At 33.6% G+C, this 15,589-nt stretch carries 19 protein-coding genes; 8 read left to right on the top strand and 11 right to left on the bottom strand.

The genetic code is table 11. The annotated features are described in order from the left end of the window. Positions 1-24: 24 nt before the first annotated feature. Both F0460_RS10590 and F0460_RS10585 read right to left on the bottom strand, forming a co-directional pair. Positions 25-501 carry a hypothetical protein gene (locus tag F0460_RS10590; protein ID WP_150013011.1) on the bottom strand — a complete coding sequence of 159 codons (477 nt, stop codon included), beginning with the start codon at positions 499-501 and terminating at the stop codon, positions 25-27. Continuing rightward, the gene (locus tag F0460_RS10585) at positions 491-1,537 is read right to left on the bottom strand and encodes a ferredoxin--NADP reductase (RefSeq protein ID WP_150013009.1); all 1,047 of its coding nucleotides are present in this window, start codon (positions 1,535-1,537) and stop codon (positions 491-493) included. The genes F0460_RS10590 and F0460_RS10585 overlap by 11 nt, the downstream gene beginning before the upstream one ends. A gap of 233 nt (positions 1,538-1,770) precedes the next feature. Between F0460_RS10585 and F0460_RS10580 the strand changes: the two genes are divergently transcribed. Genes F0460_RS10580 through F0460_RS10570 form a run of 3 tightly spaced genes read left to right on the top strand, consistent with a single transcriptional unit; the run spans position 1,771 to position 3,150 of the window. Continuing rightward, positions 1,771-2,115, top strand: a complete 345-nt coding sequence (locus F0460_RS10580) for a PadR family transcriptional regulator (protein WP_150013007.1) — start codon at positions 1,771-1,773, stop codon at positions 2,113-2,115. Next, entirely contained in the window at positions 2,115-2,792 is a 678-nt protein-coding gene (locus tag F0460_RS10575; RefSeq protein ID WP_150013005.1) for a hypothetical protein, read from the top strand. The genes F0460_RS10580 and F0460_RS10575 overlap by 1 nt, the downstream gene beginning before the upstream one ends. Positions 2,793-2,811: 19 nt before the next feature. Next, positions 2,812-3,150 carry a hypothetical protein gene (locus tag F0460_RS10570; RefSeq protein WP_150013003.1) on the top strand — a complete coding sequence of 113 codons (339 nt, stop codon included), beginning with the start codon at positions 2,812-2,814 and terminating at the stop codon, positions 3,148-3,150. Between the two features lie 26 nt (positions 3,151-3,176). On the opposite strand, the gene F0460_RS10565 is transcribed toward F0460_RS10570, so the two are convergent. The 3 genes from F0460_RS10565 to F0460_RS10555 all read right to left on the bottom strand — a co-directional run bounded on the left by F0460_RS10565 (position 3,177) and on the right by F0460_RS10555 (position 5,188). Next, positions 3,177-3,671: an RDD family protein gene (locus F0460_RS10565; protein WP_150013001.1), complete on the bottom strand. Its 495-nt coding sequence runs from the start codon at positions 3,669-3,671 to the stop codon at positions 3,177-3,179. Between the two features lie 70 nt (positions 3,672-3,741). After that, complete coding sequence (pheS, locus tag F0460_RS10560) at positions 3,742-4,761, bottom strand: phenylalanine--tRNA ligase subunit alpha (RefSeq protein WP_150012999.1); 1,020 nt, start codon at positions 4,759-4,761, stop codon at positions 3,742-3,744. 70 nt (positions 4,762-4,831) lie between these two features. Next, positions 4,832-5,188, bottom strand: coding sequence for a hypothetical protein (locus tag F0460_RS10555; protein WP_150012997.1), 357 nt, complete (start codon positions 5,186-5,188; stop codon positions 4,832-4,834). A gap of 75 nt (positions 5,189-5,263) precedes the next feature. Here F0460_RS10555 and F0460_RS10550 point away from each other — a divergent pair, with 75 nt between their 5' ends. Further along, the gene (locus F0460_RS10550; protein ID WP_150012995.1) at positions 5,264-5,818 is read left to right on the top strand and encodes a CvpA family protein; all 555 of its coding nucleotides are present in this window, start codon (positions 5,264-5,266) and stop codon (positions 5,816-5,818) included. Between the two features lie 15 nt (positions 5,819-5,833). Here the strand turns inward: F0460_RS10550 and F0460_RS10545 are convergent, their stop codons facing one another. Continuing rightward, the gene (locus tag F0460_RS10545; protein ID WP_150012993.1) at positions 5,834-6,232 is read right to left on the bottom strand and encodes a DUF3794 domain-containing protein; all 399 of its coding nucleotides are present in this window, start codon (positions 6,230-6,232) and stop codon (positions 5,834-5,836) included. A 93-nt stretch (positions 6,233-6,325) separates the two neighbouring features. Beyond that, positions 6,326-7,270 carry an L-threonine 3-dehydrogenase gene (locus F0460_RS10540; protein ID WP_150012991.1) on the bottom strand — a complete coding sequence of 315 codons (945 nt, stop codon included), beginning with the start codon at positions 7,268-7,270 and terminating at the stop codon, positions 6,326-6,328. 152 nt (positions 7,271-7,422) lie between these two features. Here F0460_RS10540 and F0460_RS10535 point away from each other — a divergent pair, with 152 nt between their 5' ends. The 4 genes from F0460_RS10535 (at position 7,423) to F0460_RS10520 (ending at position 12,495) form a co-directional block, all read left to right on the top strand. Beyond that, entirely contained in the window at positions 7,423-8,001 is a 579-nt protein-coding gene (locus F0460_RS10535; protein WP_150012989.1) for a hypothetical protein, read from the top strand. After that, a complete protein-coding gene (gene mfd / locus F0460_RS10530; RefSeq protein WP_190304136.1) occupies positions 8,001-11,351 on the top strand; it encodes a transcription-repair coupling factor in 3,351 nt (1,116 codons plus the stop codon). Before F0460_RS10535 ends, mfd begins: the two co-directional genes overlap by 1 nt. Next, a complete protein-coding gene (locus F0460_RS10525) occupies positions 11,348-11,764 on the top strand; it encodes a hypothetical protein (RefSeq protein WP_150012985.1) in 417 nt (138 codons plus the stop codon). The genes mfd and F0460_RS10525 overlap by 4 nt, the downstream gene beginning before the upstream one ends. 302 nt (positions 11,765-12,066) lie before the next feature. Then, positions 12,067-12,495 carry a hypothetical protein gene (locus F0460_RS10520; RefSeq protein ID WP_190304135.1) on the top strand — a complete coding sequence of 143 codons (429 nt, stop codon included), beginning with the start codon at positions 12,067-12,069 and terminating at the stop codon, positions 12,493-12,495. A 1-nt stretch (position 12,496) separates the two neighbouring features. Here the strand turns inward: F0460_RS10520 and F0460_RS10515 are convergent, their stop codons facing one another. Genes F0460_RS10515 through F0460_RS10500 form a run of 4 tightly spaced genes read right to left on the bottom strand, consistent with a single transcriptional unit; the run spans position 12,497 to position 15,532 of the window. Beyond that, positions 12,497-13,555, bottom strand: coding sequence for a M20 family metallo-hydrolase (locus F0460_RS10515; RefSeq protein WP_150012981.1), 1,059 nt, complete (start codon positions 13,553-13,555; stop codon positions 12,497-12,499). After that, positions 13,552-14,583: a glycosyltransferase family 9 protein gene (locus F0460_RS10510; RefSeq protein ID WP_223810801.1), complete on the bottom strand. Its 1,032-nt coding sequence runs from the start codon at positions 14,581-14,583 to the stop codon at positions 13,552-13,554. The genes F0460_RS10515 and F0460_RS10510 overlap by 4 nt, the downstream gene beginning before the upstream one ends. Position 14,584: 1 nt before the next feature. Further along, on the bottom strand, positions 14,585-14,884 hold the full coding sequence (locus tag F0460_RS10505; RefSeq protein WP_150012979.1) for a hypothetical protein: 300 nt from the start codon (positions 14,882-14,884) through the stop codon (positions 14,585-14,587). 42 nt (positions 14,885-14,926) lie between these two features. After that, a complete protein-coding gene (locus F0460_RS10500; protein WP_150012977.1) occupies positions 14,927-15,532 on the bottom strand; it encodes a DUF4254 domain-containing protein in 606 nt (201 codons plus the stop codon). Between the last annotated feature and the right edge of the window lie 57 nt (positions 15,533-15,589).

The raw sequence follows: 15,589 nt of genomic DNA, 5'->3' as shown, positions 1-15,589 counted from the left end.
TTTTTATTTATTAACCTTAATGTATTAGGCTACATCTTTAAAGAAATAGTCTATTTCAGATATTATAGAATCTACCTTCTGAGAATCTTTTACTTCAATTATATTTTGGTCATACAACCTTGGGTTAAGTTTGGTCTCTACGAAATAAATGGTTGAATCAATTTTCATTTTTTCATTTGTAATGAGCCCATTGTACCTATACCTATAATCTCTTTTTATTACAAACTTATATTCAAAATTTTTATCTGTGAAATAAGTATAATTCAATTTTCCAGTTTCACCGTATAGAAAGAAGTCAAGAACTAATGTATCAGATTTTTTGTGATAAACTATTAATTCGCCACCTTCTAATGAAAATCCTTCTAAACTAATAGTGTCTCTTTTGTATTGATCTTTTGATACATTAAACTTAGAAATAATAGGAAATTTATCATCAATAGTTCGATTACAAGAATAAATTAAAACTATCGAACCGAAGAAAATAAGATTTCTAAACATCATCAAAATCAATATAAATTTCGTCTGATGTTACGTAAGCCTGACAAGCCAAAAGCAAGCCTTCTTCAATTTCATCGTCCATTAAAATATGGTTGGTTTTCATTTCTGCCGATCCTTTCACTTTACGGCACATACACGAACTGCAAATACCGCCTTGACATGAATACGGCGCATCGATACCGTGTTTTAATGCGGCATTTAAAATGTTTTCGGTACGTGGCATGTTGAACGTCGTCTCCACATCATCAACCATCACAGTCACTTTTACCATACCTTCGCCAGTAACCGGAATTTCGCCGTTGGTTGAGCTTGTGGTAAATAATTCGTAATGAATTTGATCTTCGTTAGCTCCGTTTTCAATTAAAACATCGGTAACCTTTTTAATCATATCTTCCGGACCACACAAGAAATACTCATCTACACGTTTTTCACTGTGTTTGTTTTTAAGTACAAAATTTATGGTAGATCGTTCAATTCTTCCAAACAAAGCACCTTCAGGATGCGTTTTTGTAAAGGTATAATGTGCAAAAAATCGACCTAAATATTTGTTTTTCAATGCATCGATCTCATTAAAATAAATGGTGTCTTCTACCGTTTTATTTCCGTAAATCAATATAAAAGTAGTATTGTCGGCACTTTCTAATGCATCAATAGCTAATGAAATAATAGGTGTAATACCGCTTCCGGCAGCAACACCAACGATAACTTTTGCTTCTTTGTTCTCTAAAATAAATTTACCTTCGGGTGGCGCTACTTCTAAAACATCGCCCACTTGTAAGTTTTGTGTAACGTAATTAGAGAATACTCCGCTTTCTACTGCTTTAACAACAACACGTAATTCTTCGCTTTTTGGCGATGAGCTTATAGAGTATGATCTTCTTACTTCTTCGCCGTTTATTATTGCTTTGATGTTTATATATTGACCTGCTTTAAACTGGTAATCTGCTTTTAATTCGGCAGGAACATCAAAAACAATCGAAACAGCCAAAGGCGTTTCTCTTCTTATTTCTTTAACCTTTAAAGGATTGAATTTTGACATTTTAATTAAATTTCAGCAAAAATACAAAATTACAATCGCTTAATACTGATATTTATCATTTCTGAAACAATTTTATACCTAAAATTTTGATGCATAAAAAAATTATGTATATTTGATATACCTAAAATTCATAAGTATATGAGATCGCCATTGACAAATTGTTTGTTGCAAACAAACACCAATGAAGAGGAGCGATTCCATATGACCAATAAAAAGCAAATAATTATCTACATATGAAAAAGCAACAACAATTATATAAAGGAAGTTTAAATACCATTATTATGAAACTTCTGGAACAACAAGGAAAAATGTACGGCTACGAAATTACCCAAAAGGTAAAAGAAATTACGCAGGGCGAAATGAATATTACCGAAGGTGCTTTGTATCCGGCATTACACAAAATGGAAGCCGATGGTTTTTTAGATGTGGAAATGGATCGTGTAGACGGACGTATTCGTAAATATTACAAACTGACAGAAAGCGGGGTGAAAGAAACGATTTCGCGTATGGAAGAATTAGAGAATTTTATTCGCAATATGCAGACAATTGTGAACCCAAATTTAAAATTAGATTATTAATGGAGTTATCAGCAGAACAAATAGAACAATTGTTCGATTTCACCAAGAAACATTTTGTAGAATATTACGATGTTCAGGTAGAATTAGTTGATCATTTAGCAAATGCTATTGAAGATCAATGGAAAGAAAACCCAAATATTTTGTTTGAAGATGCTTTACAAACCGAATTTAAAAAATTTGGAATCTTCGGATTTACAGGTTTGGTTGAACAAAAGCAAGTTGCATTGCAAAATCATTATTGGCGATTAATAAAAAAAGAACTAATTGATTTCTTCTCTATTCCTAAAATTATCTTTTCAGCAGCATTGTTTTATATTCTCTTTCAAATTTTTGCAAATCCAAACGAATGGATGGTAGCAAACGATTATGTTATTTTAATAAGTATTGTAGCAATAACAGTTGCGGTTTTCGTTTATCAGAAAATAAGTTTTAAAACACCCAAAAAATGGCTTATTCAAAATACGGCAAATTATTTGTACACTTTACCAATATCGTTATTAATTTACTTTAGGTTTGGGTTTACAACATCAACACTAAATCCTTCGCTATTTAAAGTTTTATTTAGTACCACAAGTTCAACATTGTATATTTTATTCTTAATAGTACTTTATTCTAAAATTATTCCTTTATTGAAAAACGAAATAATACAAACCGAAAAAAGATTTCAATTTGCTTAAATTTGTAAAAATGTAATTTATGAGTCTTTTTAAATATTACAGAATATCGTTTGTATTAAGTTTTATCATTTTAATTGTAGGATCGGTTTTAAAAGTAACCCATACAGAATTAGGTTTTTTAAACGGAAACAATTTAATTACCGTAGGTTTAATTTCATCGGTTATTTATATTGCATTGGCTTACTTTATGATTTACAAATCGAGAAAAATGCCTGCAGGTGAAAAATTAATTTGGGTAATTTGTTTTGCTTTGGGTTTTATTGTAAACGTTGGTTTTATATCGTTTGCTACTGCTTTAGTATTTTTTATTATTGGTCCTAAACCATTGTTTTATAAGGAAACAACAGATCAAGTTTAAAAAATATTGATTTTTAAAGTCTGTTTTTATTCGATCTCTTTCCCGATTGTATCTACATCTAAAGATAAATTCGATTCATAGTCAAAATGCTTTTTAACCACAACAGCAGTTTTAGGAATACTGTCATGCCAACCGTTTTCGCCAAAAAAACTAAATGCTTCAAAAGGAATAATTCGGCAAAAACTTCTCTTTAAAAATACATTTGCTGTTGGTGTTTCACCTTCTAAAGTAACTACTTGTGTACCTGTGATAAATTTTCCTATTGATCTTCCTTTTGTTAAGATTTCCATTCCAAAATAATAGAAAACCCTAATGATTGCAGTTAATAAATAATCAATAATTGGATGAATATATAAATCTTCAAGAAAAGTCAAATCATTATTTAAAATAATTGCGACTAAAGCGATTATTAATCCGATGAAGAACAGAAAACAATAAAATAAGACAGTATCAATTAAAAAATTTGCAAAGCGCAAGCCTTTGTCTGCTTTGTTTTTCTGAACGATGTCTGTTAAATTCATAAAAATGTTTTTTATCAAAAATAAAAAAAGCCCTTGAATAAACAAGAGCTTTATATAATTATGTAAAATTTTAAAAATTCGATTTAAACTGTTCTAAAAAGCGTACATCGTTTTCAAAATACATTCTAATATCACCAATTTGATACAAAAGCATTGCCATACGTTCTAATCCCATTCCAAAAGCAAAACCAGAATATTCATCCGGGTTTATGTTTGATGCTTTTAAAACGTTAGGATCTACCATTCCGCAGCCCATAATTTCTAACCAACCTGTTCCTTTTGTAATACGGTAATCGGTCTCGGTTTTTAAACCCCAATAAACATCAACTTCAGCACTTGGTTCGGTAAACGGGAAATAAGACGGACGCAGACGAATTTTCGACTTTCCGAACATTTCCTTTGTAAAGTATAATAAGGTCTGCTTTAAATCGGCAAACGATACATCTTTATCAATATACAAACCTTCTACCTGATGAAAAATACAGTGTGAACGCGACGAAATAGCTTCGTTACGAAAAACACGCCCTGGCGAAATGGTTCTAATTGGTGGCTGGTTGTTTTCCATATAACGCACTTGAACCGATGATGTGTGCGTACGCAACAAATAATCAGGGTTCATTTGTACGAAAAACGTATCCTGCATATCTCGTGCCGGGTGGTGTGCCGGGAAATTCAACGCTTCGAAATTATGCCAGTCGTCTTCAATCTCCGGGCCTTCGGAAACATTAAAACCAATGTTCGAAAATACGTCGATTACCTGATTTTTTACTAAAGATATCGGATGGCGCGAACCAATATTTACAGGTGTTCCCGGACGCGTTAAATCGCCAAAAATACCTGCCGTTTCTTCTTTAGATTCCAATGCATCCTGAATAAATTTTATTTTACCCTCAACAGCATTTTTCAACGAATTGATTGCCTGCCCGAATTCTTTCTTTTGATCGTTCGGAACATTTTTAAATTCGGAAAAAATTTCATTAATCAGTCCTTTTTTAGAAATAAATTTAATTCTAAAAGTGTCTAAAGTGTCTTTATTATCGGTAGTAAAAGCTTCTGCTTCGCCAATTAATTCTTTAATTTTATCTATCATTGTTTTATAAAACAGGTATTCTGCAAATTTACGCTTTTTGGTTGATGCTGAAAATTAGAATGGTTAAAAATTACTTTATATAACCGTTATCTATAAAATATTGCACAATGGCATCTTTCATTAAAACAGCCTGTTCGCCGGCTTTTAAGTGCGGCAGTTGATCTTTAATGGTGTAATGCGGCCAGCCGTCGGCATCGAAATGCGAAAATTCATAATATCCAAACGGTTCCAGCAAACGACAAATGGCAATGTGCATAATGTTTACTTTTTCGTCTTTTTTAAATTTTTTGTTGAATTTACCCAATTCCTGTATGCCAATTAAGTACGTTATCCCGTCAACATCCAGTGTATCTCCGTCGGCAAATTGATCAGATAGTTTTTCAACCAGCAAATTCCATCGTTCTTTTAATTCTTCGTCTCTTGCCATAAAATTGTTTTCTTGAACTGCAAATATATTTCATAATGCCGAAACTGCTTTATATTTGTACTTTATTTTAACGATATGATTGTTGTAGATTTAATAATTGCCGTTTTATTGGGATACGCCTTGTTTAAAGGGATAAAAAACGGTTTGGTGGTTTCGGTAATTTCATTGATTGCTTTGATTGTGGGAATTTATATTTCGTTGCGATTTTCGTTTTTTACACGCAATTTTTTAACCGAAAATACACAGTGGAATCCAAACACACTGACCATTACAGCGTTTTTTATAACATTTGTTGCAGTGCTGGTTTTACTCTATTTTTTAGGAAAAGCAGTTACAAAACTTGCCGAAAGTTTGGCACTTGGCTTTGTAAATAAAATTTTGGGAGCTGTTTTTGAAGGAATTAAAATGTTATTGATCATTTCGGTTTTTCTGAACATATTCCAAAAGATAAATTTCAATAACTTGATAGTATCAAAAGAAAGGTTAGATGAATCGGTTTTTTATGAACCGATTGAAAAGGTTTCTAAAGAAATATTTCCGTTAATGGAAGAATGGTACAAAATAGCTTTAAGTGAGGCTTCTGAAAATATTGAAGCAATGAAAGAAAATAAAAAATCCACTTCGTTTTAGAAGTGGATTTTGATATTATTTACTAGCTATCCAAGTTCCTTGTACTTTAGCAGATGTATTAGTCCATGAACCAGAAGCATTAGTTTCTGTCATTGTACCAACAAATCCCCCCCAATCAATTTCTCCAATATACAGAATTCTTATATTCACAACCCCTTCAATAGTTACTTTACCTTTCAAAGACATATCAGATCCAGGAAATTTATCAGACTCTATTGTGCCAGTTATAGTACCATCATCTTTAACAGAAAATTCTATAATACCTGAATCACCACCAGAATATGTTCCCGACCAAGGTCCTTTAAACTTAGAATATGGTGTTGTCTTAATTATAGGATCTTCCTCATCGTGGCAAGATACTGTTAAAAGCATTAATGGTAATATTATTAATAAAAGTGAAAATACTTTTTTCATAGTTATTTGTTTATAGTTTATGTATTTTTTATGCTAATGTAATAAATTTTTATAATTTACAATGATAAAAAATAATTTTTAAAAGAGAATTATTTATTTCGATAAATTTTCCAACATAACTTTTGTCATGCTTTCTAAATCGTAATCATGTTGCCAGTTCCAATCTTTGCGGGCTTCAAAATCGTTGATGCTGCTTGGCCAAGAATCGGCAATTGCCTGACGGAAATCTGGTTCATACGAAATCTCGAAACCTGGTTTTTCCTTTGCAATAACTTCTGCGATTTCTTTTGGAGTAAAACTCATTGCTGATAAGTTGTACGAAGAACGAATCTTGATTTTTTCTTTATCTGCCTGCATAATTCCAACAGTTGCACGAATGGCATCATCCATATACATCATTGGTAATTCGGTGTTTTCAGATAAAAAACACGTGTATTTATTGTCAGCAACTGCTTTATAATAAATATCAACAGCATAATCGGTTGTTCCGCCACCTGGAGGTGTTTTCCAAGAAATTAATCCCGGGTAACGAATAGATCGTACATCAACACCATACTTATTAAAGTAATATTCGCACCAGCGTTCACCAGCTTGTTTAGAAATTCCGTAAACGGTAGATGGTTCCATTACGGTATATTGCGGTGTATCATGTTTTGGAGTTGTTGGTCCAAAAACCGCAATGCTCGATGGCCAAAATATCTTTTTAATTATACCTTCTTTCGCTAAATTTAATACGTGGAAAAGCGAATTCATATTCAAATCCCACGCAAACGCCGGATTTTTCTCTGCAGTGGCAGAAAGTAATGCCGCCATTAAATAAACTTCGTCAACTTTATATTTGTCAACTAAAGCTTCAACCTGCTCGTAATTCATAGCATCTACAATTTCAAAAGGACCAGTTTTAAAAACCTCTTGTTCGCCTTTTCTAATGTCTGATGCTATCACGTTATCCGTTCCGTATAATTCGCGTAATTTTAAGGTAAGTTCAGAGCCTATCTGTCCGCAAGCTCCAATAATTAATATTTTGGTATCGTTCATGTTGTTTAATTTCTTTTACAAAGATAGCTTTTGTAACTATTTTTTTTAAATCTTTTGTAAAAATTCCTCAAAAGCATCTTAATATTTGTTGTTTAAACTATTTCATACCGTCAATATTAGTAATTTTGTGGTTTGTTTTAGATACCATTTTTATGAAATATATATTTGTTTTAATACTGCTTGCAACAGCTACAATTAGTTGTAAAAAAGAGGTAGTAACCACACCGAATACAACCACCAAAATTTCGCAAGACTCTATGGTTAAGAACATTCATGAAAAATGGAAGTTCACTGTTAACGTTTCAAATCCGGCAATTAGTTCGAAATTAAACAACTGGGAAAACTGGCGAAATTATGTAAACGAATTAACGATCACACCAAATGCAGGACTTCGAAATCTTGTTCATAAATCGAATGCTTTGGTTGAAAAAGCTGCAGTTTTAAAAACCGATATTCCCGAAATGTACAACAGACCCGAAACTAAAGCGCGTTTTTCTTTGTTGGAAACTCATATCCAAAACTTGAACATGCAATTGGAATTAGAACCGTTGAATATCAAGGAAATAAATACGTTGCTTTTGAATATTCAAAAAAGCACCAATTCGATCATTAATCAGTTTAACGAGTTCGAAGTAAAATCAAAAATACCGAAAGAATCTGGCGAAGACCAACTAATTCAACCGATAGACACCATTAAACGTGCCACTTTAAATGCATTACCACAAGAATAATGAGTATTAAAAAAGTATTTGAACAAGCAACCAAATCGCAGCAACTGCAACAGCAACTTAACAAGTTAGGTAATAAAATTCATGCGAAAGGATTTATCGGCTCGGCATTGTCGTTTCAAATTCAGGCATTGTTTAAAGAGTCTGATCAGCATTTTTTATTGATTTTTAACGATAAAGAAGAAGCTGCTTATTATTTGAATGATTTGGAGAATTTGATTTCGAAAGATTATGTGCTGTTTTATCCGGGATCGTACCGCAGACCTTATCAGATCGAAGAAACCGATAACGCGAATGTTTTGTTGCGTGCCGAAGTTTTAAACCGATTAAATGCCCGTAAAAAACCGGTTGTAATTGTTTCCTATGCCGATGCGTTGTTTGAAAAAGTGGTTACGCGTAAACAATTAGATAAAAACACACTGAAAATTGCCGTTAACGATAAAATGACGATCGATTTTGTGAACGAGGTTTTGTTTGAATATAATTTTAAACGAGTTGATTTTGTTTCGGAACCTGGCGAATTTTCTGTTCGTGGTGGAATTATCGATGTATTTTCTTTTTCGAACGAAAATCCGTATCGAATTGAATTTTTTGGAAATGAAATCGACAGCATTCGTGCTTTTGATGTAGAAACGCAACTTTCGATCGAAACCAATAAAAAAATCACGATTATCCCTAATGTAGAAAACAAATTTTTGCAGGAAAATCGCGAAAGCTTCCTAAACTACATCAGTCCAAATACCGTTTTGTTTATTCAAAACACCGTTTTAATAAAGGAACAACTTACCAAAATGTTTCAGAAAGCTACCGAAGCTTTCGATAAACTGAATAAAGATGTTCAGCATTTGGCGCCGGATCAAATGTTTTTGCCTTCGGCAGAATTTCTTCAAAAAGCTGATGATTTTACGGTAGTTGAACTAGCGCAACAAAACTTTTTTACACCCAATTTTTCGGTCGATTTTCATTTCAATCCGCAACCGTCGTTCAATAAACAGTTCGATTTGCTTATTGAAAATCTAAACCAAAATACCGCAAACGGATTCACCAATTATCTGTATTGTTCAAGTGAATCGCAAAGTAAACGTTTCGAGGAAATTTTCTCGAGTTTAAAAGATCAAAACAAAAGTATTCAGCAGTATAAAACTGTTGTAATGCCATTGTTTCAAGGTTTTATCGATAAAGAAAACCAGATTGTTTGTTATACCGATCACCAGATTTTTGAACGATACCATAAATTCAGCATAAAAAACGGCTACACAAAAAAGCAAACCATTACGCTGAAAGAACTTACTACGCTTTCGGTTGGCGATTATGTAACGCACATTGACCACGGAATTGGAAAGTTTGGCGGTTTGCAGAAAATTGATGTAGAAGGCAAAAAGCAGGAAGCTATTAAGCTTGTTTATGCCGATAACGATATTGTGTACGTGTCGATACACTCGCTGCATAAAATATCAAAATACAACGGTAAAGAAGGGTCACCCCCAAAGATTTACAAAATTGGATCCGGCGCGTGGAAAGCCTTAAAGCAAAAAACAAAAGCGCGTGTAAAACACATTGCGTTCAACCTTATAAAACTGTATGCAAAACGCCGATTAGAGAAAGGATTTGCTTGTGCGCCCGACAGTTATTTGCAGGCAGAATTAGAAAGTTCGTTTATTTACGAAGATACGCCCGATCAGTTAAAATCTACCATTGAAGTAAAGGCTGATATGGAAAACGACCGTCCAATGGATCGTTTGGTTTGTGGTGATGTTGGTTTCGGAAAAACCGAAGTTGCTATTCGTGCTGCATTTAAAATGGTCGATAACGGTAAACAAGTCGCGGTGTTGGTGCCGACGACTATTTTGGCATTTCAGCATCATAAAACATTTACCGAGCGTTTAAAGGATATGCCAGTGAATGTTGCGTATTTAAATCGATTTAAAACTGCAAAACAAAAAGCCGAAACCTTGAAAGATTTGGCAGAAGGGAAAGTCGATATTTTAATTGGAACGCATCAGTTGGTCAATAAAAACGTTGTTTTTAAAGATTTGGGATTATTGGTGATTGATGAAGAACAAAAATTCGGAGTCGCCGTAAAAGACAAATTAAAAACCATAGGCGAAAATATCGATACCTTAACGCTTACAGCTACGCCAATTCCGAGAACCTTACAGTTTTCGTTAATGGCAGCGCGAGATTTATCGGTAATTACAACACCACCGCCAAACCGTTATCCTATCGAAACAAATGTGGTTGGTTTTAATGAGGAAGTTATTCGCGATGCTATTGCGTATGAAATTGAACGTGGCGGGCAGGTTTATTTCATCAACAACAGAATTGAAAATATTAAGGAAGTTGCCGGAATGATCCAGCGTTTGGTTCCGCATGCAAAAGTGGGAATTGGGCACGGACAGATGGAAGGGAAGAAATTGGAAGATCTGCTTTTGTCGTTCATGCAGGGCGAATTTGATGTGTTGGTTGCTACCACGATTATTGAAAGTGGATTGGATGTTCCAAACGCAAATACGATCTTTATTAACAATGCCAATAACTTCGGATTGAGCGATTTACACCAAATGCGCGGTCGTGTGGGTCGAAGCAATAAAAAGGCATTTTGTTATTTTATTACGCCGCCTTACAGCGTAATGACCGAAGAAGCGCGTAAACGTATTTCGGCATTAGAGCAGTTCAGCGACTTGGGCAGCGGATTTAATATTGCCATGAAAGATTTGGAAATTCGTGGTGCAGGTGATATTTTGGGTGGTGAGCAAAGTGGTTTTATTAATGAAATTGGTTTTGAAACGTATCAGAAAATCATGAATGAAGCGATTGATGAGCTGAAAGAAAACGAGTTTAAAGATTTATACGAAGAGGAACAGAATATCGATACCAAAGAATATGTAAAAGATATTGTGATAGAATCTGATTTTGAGATTTTGTTTCCTGATGAATACATCAACAATGTTTCCGAACGATTAGCGTTGTATAATGAACTGGCGACTTTGAAAACCGAAGACGAATTAATAGCTTTTCAAAACAAATTGATCGACCGTTTCGGTGCATTGCCAAGACAAGTCGTGAATCTGTTAGATTCGGTTCGTATCAAATGGATCGCATCACAAGCCGGAATAGAAAAACTGTTGCTGAAACAAGGAAAAATGATTGGTTATTTTGTAAGCGACCAACAATCCATGTATTATCAATCGGCACAATTCCGCAAAGTATTACAGTTTATTCAGCTGTATCCAAAACTGGCAACGTTAAAAGAGAAACAGACTAAAAACGGCTTGCGTTTGCTGTTAACATTCGATCATATAAAATCAATCAGTAAAGCGTTAGAAAACCTTCAAAAACTACAACAATTATGAGAAATTTAAGTATTTTATTATTTTTATTTTTAAGTAATTTATCAGCATTTGCTCAAGACACATTGGTTCTGCCTTACAAACCGGTTGTTAAAGATGCCAATTATGCCGGCGGAAACACCGAAGATTTATACTATTACGTAAACAATAATTTTAACTACAACAACGTAAAAAAAGAAGACATACCTAAAACAGCAAAAAAGAAACCTTATTTTGTGTTTTATGTGGTATTTGCAGTGAGTGAAGACGGTAAAGCATTTGAATTTTCGCCCAAAGAAATTTCGGCAGAAAACAGTTTTTATAAAGAAGCAGTCCGAGTAATTGCATCAACACGTTGGAATGTTGCCACAAAAGACAATCAATATAAAAAACAGTTTATGGTGATACCGATAAAAGCAAATATTGGAGATTTTTAAAAGTAGGATAGGAGTAGGGTTTTAAAGTTAATTGTGAGGAATATGAGTATTGAAATTCAATGTTCTTTTTGTGATAATGTATCCAATACTAAAGATCACATTCCATCTAAAAGTTTACTTGAAAAGCCGTATCCAGATAATCTGATAACAATTCCCTGTTGCAAACATGTAATAATTCGTTTTCATTAGATGAAGAGTATTTCATTAATGTACTAACTGAAATTTCCAATAATCCCAATTTAGTAGCAAGAAAATCTGAAGGAGGTAATGTCTATAGAGCGAGAAAGCGCTCGCCAAAATTAATGGCTAAAATTGAAGAGTCATATTTTCAAGATGAAAGTGGTAAAATATATTTTAAAGCTGAAAATGACAGAATTAAAAAGGTAATAGAAAAAAATGCATTAGGTCTATTTTATCACAGATATAAAAAGAGGGCAAATATCAAAGAATTTAATTGTACTGGTTTTTATCCTTTTGAAAATAAAGAAACTAGACCCGCGGAAATATATATGCTAACATATTCTGAAAACTTCAGGATAAAAAAATGGAATCATATTCAAGCTAATATGTTTTCATATATTATTGTTAGAGACTGGATGAGAAATAATAAACTTACCATGATTTTTCACATACATAATACAGTTTGGTGTGTTATTGAAATACCATATCCTAAATCAAAAAACAGCAATTTAAAAAGAAGTACGAATAACAATCAATTAAGAATGTTTTAGTCTACAACACTAACTGATCCAAAATTTTAATATACAGTTCTACACCTTCTTCAATTTCGTTAACATATACAAATTCATCTGCGGTGTGCGAACGTGCCGAATTTCCCGGTCCTAATTTTAACGATGGAATTTTTAAAACAGCCTGATCACTTGTTGTAGGCGAGCCATAAGTAGTTCTGCCTAAATTCATTCCAGCTTTTACAATCGGATGATCTAACGAAATAAATGACGGACGCAAACGGGTTGATCGCGGTTTAATTTCACATTTTGTATGTGCCTTTATAATATCTAAAACCTCTTCGTTGGTGTAAGCATCGGTAATACGAACATCAACCACAAAATCGCAGCTCGATGGCACTACGTTGTGTTGTGTTCCGGCATTTATCATGGTAACCGACATTTTTATCGGTCCAAACATTTCAGACTGTTTAGGGAATTCAAATGTTTTAAACCACAAAATATCTTCAATAGCGTTGTAAATGGCGTTTTCGCCTTCGTTACGTGCTGCGTGTCCCGATTTTCCGGAAGCGGTGCATTCTAAAACCATCAAACCTTTTTCGGCAACTGCCAAATGCATCTGTGTTGGTTCGCCTACTATTGCAAAATCTAACGCACTTAATTTTGGTACCACAAATTCCAAACCGTGCAAGCCTAAAATTTCTTCTTCGGCAGTAGCGGCAATTACTAAATTGTATTTTAAATTAGGCTGATTGTAATAATGCAAAAAGGTAGAAATCAACGAAACCAAGCATCCGCCGGCATCGTTCGATCCCAAACCATACAATTTTCCATCAATTATCTCCGCTAAAAAAGGATTACGCGTATAATCGATATTCGGACGAACCGTATCGTGGTGCGAGTTCAATAAAATAGTGGGTTTTAACGGATCGTAATACTTGTTAAAAGCCCAAACGTTGTTTAATTCGCGGTATGTTTCTACGCCGAAACTTTTTATATAAGTATCAATAATTTCGGCTGTAATATCTTCTTCTTTACTAAACGACGGTGTTTTAATTAAATCTTTTAGCAGCCCAATGCTTTTTTCTATTAAATCTTTCATTCGTATAAATTTGTACTAATTTTCGCAACAACTTCTTCGGGAGTTATACTTTGCATAACATCTTGGTAGCCTGTTACAATTTTGTTTCCGTAAACCGATGTAGGCAAAAACGGGTATTTCTCTAAATCTGGAATCAAACTGTTTTCTAACGGTTGATTAAATGGTACAAAACCTGCAAACGGATGCGTGTTTCCCCACAACGTAACAACTTTTATGCCGTACATTGCTGCAATATGCGCGTTGCCCGAATCCATTGAAAGCATTACATCTAAATGCGGAATAAACTGTAATTCTTGTTTAAAAGTAAGTTTATTGGCAACTAATATAACATTTTCAAGGTTTTGCTGAAGGTTTTTTAACGAATTTAATTCATTTTTTCCACCAAACAAGAAAATTTTGTGATTTTGATTTGCAGAAAGATCTAAAATAACCTTTTGCATTAATTCGGTTGGATACACTTTTGTTTGATATTGTGCAAAAGGGGCAATTCCAATCCATTTATTAATTGATTTTTCGGCAGTAACAGCCAAAATTTCATCAGCCAAAACCGATCTTTCAGGAAACACAATTTTTGATAGATCAACCTTAAAACCTAAACTTTCCAAGGTATCAACATGTCGTTCAACCATTGGTTTTACAGGCTTTAATACTTTTTTCTCTAATCGGGTTAATTCCTTTTTTTCTTTTCTGCCTTTATCAGTAAATGCTGTTTTTGTTCCGTTTGATTTAAAAAAGGTACGAAGTATTTTAGATCGCAATACATTATGAAAATCGGCAACAAAATCAATTTTTAGCTTTTTTAGATGTTGATATAATCTGTAAATCCCAAAAAATCCTTTATGACGATTTTCCAGATCAACTCCAAAAAAATCAACCCGATCCATATCATCAAAAAAAGGCTTGAAAAAAGGACGTGAAACCACTGTGACTTTTACATCTGTATGTTGCTGAATAAGCGATCGTATAACAGGAACCGTCATAGCAACATCGCCCATTGCCGATAATCGTATTACTAAAATATGCTTCATTTTAATTGCCTAAAGTCTGCAAAATATTGTACGAAAATTCTAAAACGGGTTTGTAAGCCATTGAAAAAGCGAGCAACGGAATGATCATAAAGAAAATACCTACATAAAACCACACTTTCGATTGGTTTTGCTGCAACAGTTTTGCAAACAGATAGATCAACAGGTAATAAATGCTTAAAAAGCCCAGCGGAATAAAAAGTAATTTGGCGTAAGCATCGAAAAACTGCCATATAAATACAGCAATTAAAAGTATTAAAATGGTAAAAACGAATACCTGCGCTATTTTTAAAAGTTTGTTCATAGTAAAAAAGACTTTCTGTTTAAGAAAGTCTTTCAAAAGTACTTATTTTTTATTTTGATACAATACCGGATTCAATTCTTCGTCGTTATACATCTTCATTTGTTTGTACGCTTTCATGAATTTGTCGCCGTTTTCTATATCTTCAATCAATTGGCTGATTGATGTAAACATATCTTGTTTCTGCTCTAAAAGAACATCTAATTTAGCCTGACATTTTTCGCGGTGATCTGCCGATGCATCTGGTCGCGTAGCTTCTTCTTGCATGTGGTAGATCTTTAATGCCAAAATAGACAAACGATCAATTGCCCAAGCCGGACTTTCGGTATTTATTCTAGCATTTGGCTTAACCTGAACGTTTTTGTATTTATCTAAAAAATAACTGTCGATATATTCAACCATATCGGTTCTTACTTGGTTCGATGCATCAATTTTACGTTTTAAAACCAAAGCAGCAACGGGGTCAATCTGCGGATCGCGAATAATATCTTCATAATGCCATTGCACGGTATCAACCCAGTTTTTTGCATACAGCAAATGTTCAATAGAACCTTTTTCGTAAGGGTTTGCTATTGGTTGGTTAACATCGTCAAATTGGTGGTAATCTTCGATACTTTTTTCAAAAACAGGAAAAGCTAATTCTGCAAACATTGTTATAATTTTTATTTACAAATATACTTTTAATACTTTTACAACAATAAAATTCAT

It is taken from the genome of Paenimyroides baculatum (assembly GCF_008629655.1).
GTDB lineage: Bacteria > Bacteroidota > Bacteroidia > Flavobacteriales > Flavobacteriaceae > Flavobacterium > Flavobacterium baculatum.
Note: the sequence above shows the minus strand (reverse complement) of the source record. Positions and strands in the feature narration are given on the sequence as shown.

Coding starts and splice junctions, on each gene's coding strand:
- F0460_RS10590 (WP_150013011.1), bottom strand. CDS start 501: ATGATGTTTAGAAATCTTATTTTCTTCGGTTCGATAGTTTTAATTTAT.
- F0460_RS10585 (WP_150013009.1), bottom strand. CDS start 1,537: ATGTCAAAATTCAATCCTTTAAAGGTTAAAGAAATAAGAAGAGAAACG.
- F0460_RS10580 (WP_150013007.1), top strand. CDS start 1,771: ATGAAAAAGCAACAACAATTATATAAAGGAAGTTTAAATACCATTATT.
- F0460_RS10575 (WP_150013005.1), top strand. CDS start 2,115: ATGGAGTTATCAGCAGAACAAATAGAACAATTGTTCGATTTCACCAAG.
- F0460_RS10570 (WP_150013003.1), top strand. CDS start 2,812: ATGAGTCTTTTTAAATATTACAGAATATCGTTTGTATTAAGTTTTATC.
- F0460_RS10565 (WP_150013001.1), bottom strand. CDS start 3,671: ATGAATTTAACAGACATCGTTCAGAAAAACAAAGCAGACAAAGGCTTG.
- pheS (WP_150012999.1), bottom strand. CDS start 4,761: ATGATAGATAAAATTAAAGAATTAATTGGCGAAGCAGAAGCTTTTACT.
- F0460_RS10555 (WP_150012997.1), bottom strand. CDS start 5,188: ATGGCAAGAGACGAAGAATTAAAAGAACGATGGAATTTGCTGGTTGAA.
- F0460_RS10550 (WP_150012995.1), top strand. CDS start 5,264: ATGATTGTTGTAGATTTAATAATTGCCGTTTTATTGGGATACGCCTTG.
- F0460_RS10545 (WP_150012993.1), bottom strand. CDS start 6,232: ATGAAAAAAGTATTTTCACTTTTATTAATAATATTACCATTAATGCTT.
- F0460_RS10540 (WP_150012991.1), bottom strand. CDS start 7,270: ATGAACGATACCAAAATATTAATTATTGGAGCTTGCGGACAGATAGGC.
- F0460_RS10535 (WP_150012989.1), top strand. CDS start 7,423: ATGAAATATATATTTGTTTTAATACTGCTTGCAACAGCTACAATTAGT.
- mfd (WP_190304136.1), top strand. CDS start 8,001: ATGAGTATTAAAAAAGTATTTGAACAAGCAACCAAATCGCAGCAACTG.
- F0460_RS10525 (WP_150012985.1), top strand. CDS start 11,348: ATGAGAAATTTAAGTATTTTATTATTTTTATTTTTAAGTAATTTATCA.
- F0460_RS10520 (WP_190304135.1), top strand. CDS start 12,067: ATGGCTAAAATTGAAGAGTCATATTTTCAAGATGAAAGTGGTAAAATA.
- F0460_RS10515 (WP_150012981.1), bottom strand. CDS start 13,555: ATGAAAGATTTAATAGAAAAAAGCATTGGGCTGCTAAAAGATTTAATT.
- F0460_RS10510 (WP_223810801.1), bottom strand. CDS start 14,583: ATGAAGCATATTTTAGTAATACGATTATCGGCAATGGGCGATGTTGCT.
- F0460_RS10505 (WP_150012979.1), bottom strand. CDS start 14,884: ATGAACAAACTTTTAAAAATAGCGCAGGTATTCGTTTTTACCATTTTA.
- F0460_RS10500 (WP_150012977.1), bottom strand. CDS start 15,532: ATGTTTGCAGAATTAGCTTTTCCTGTTTTTGAAAAAAGTATCGAAGAT.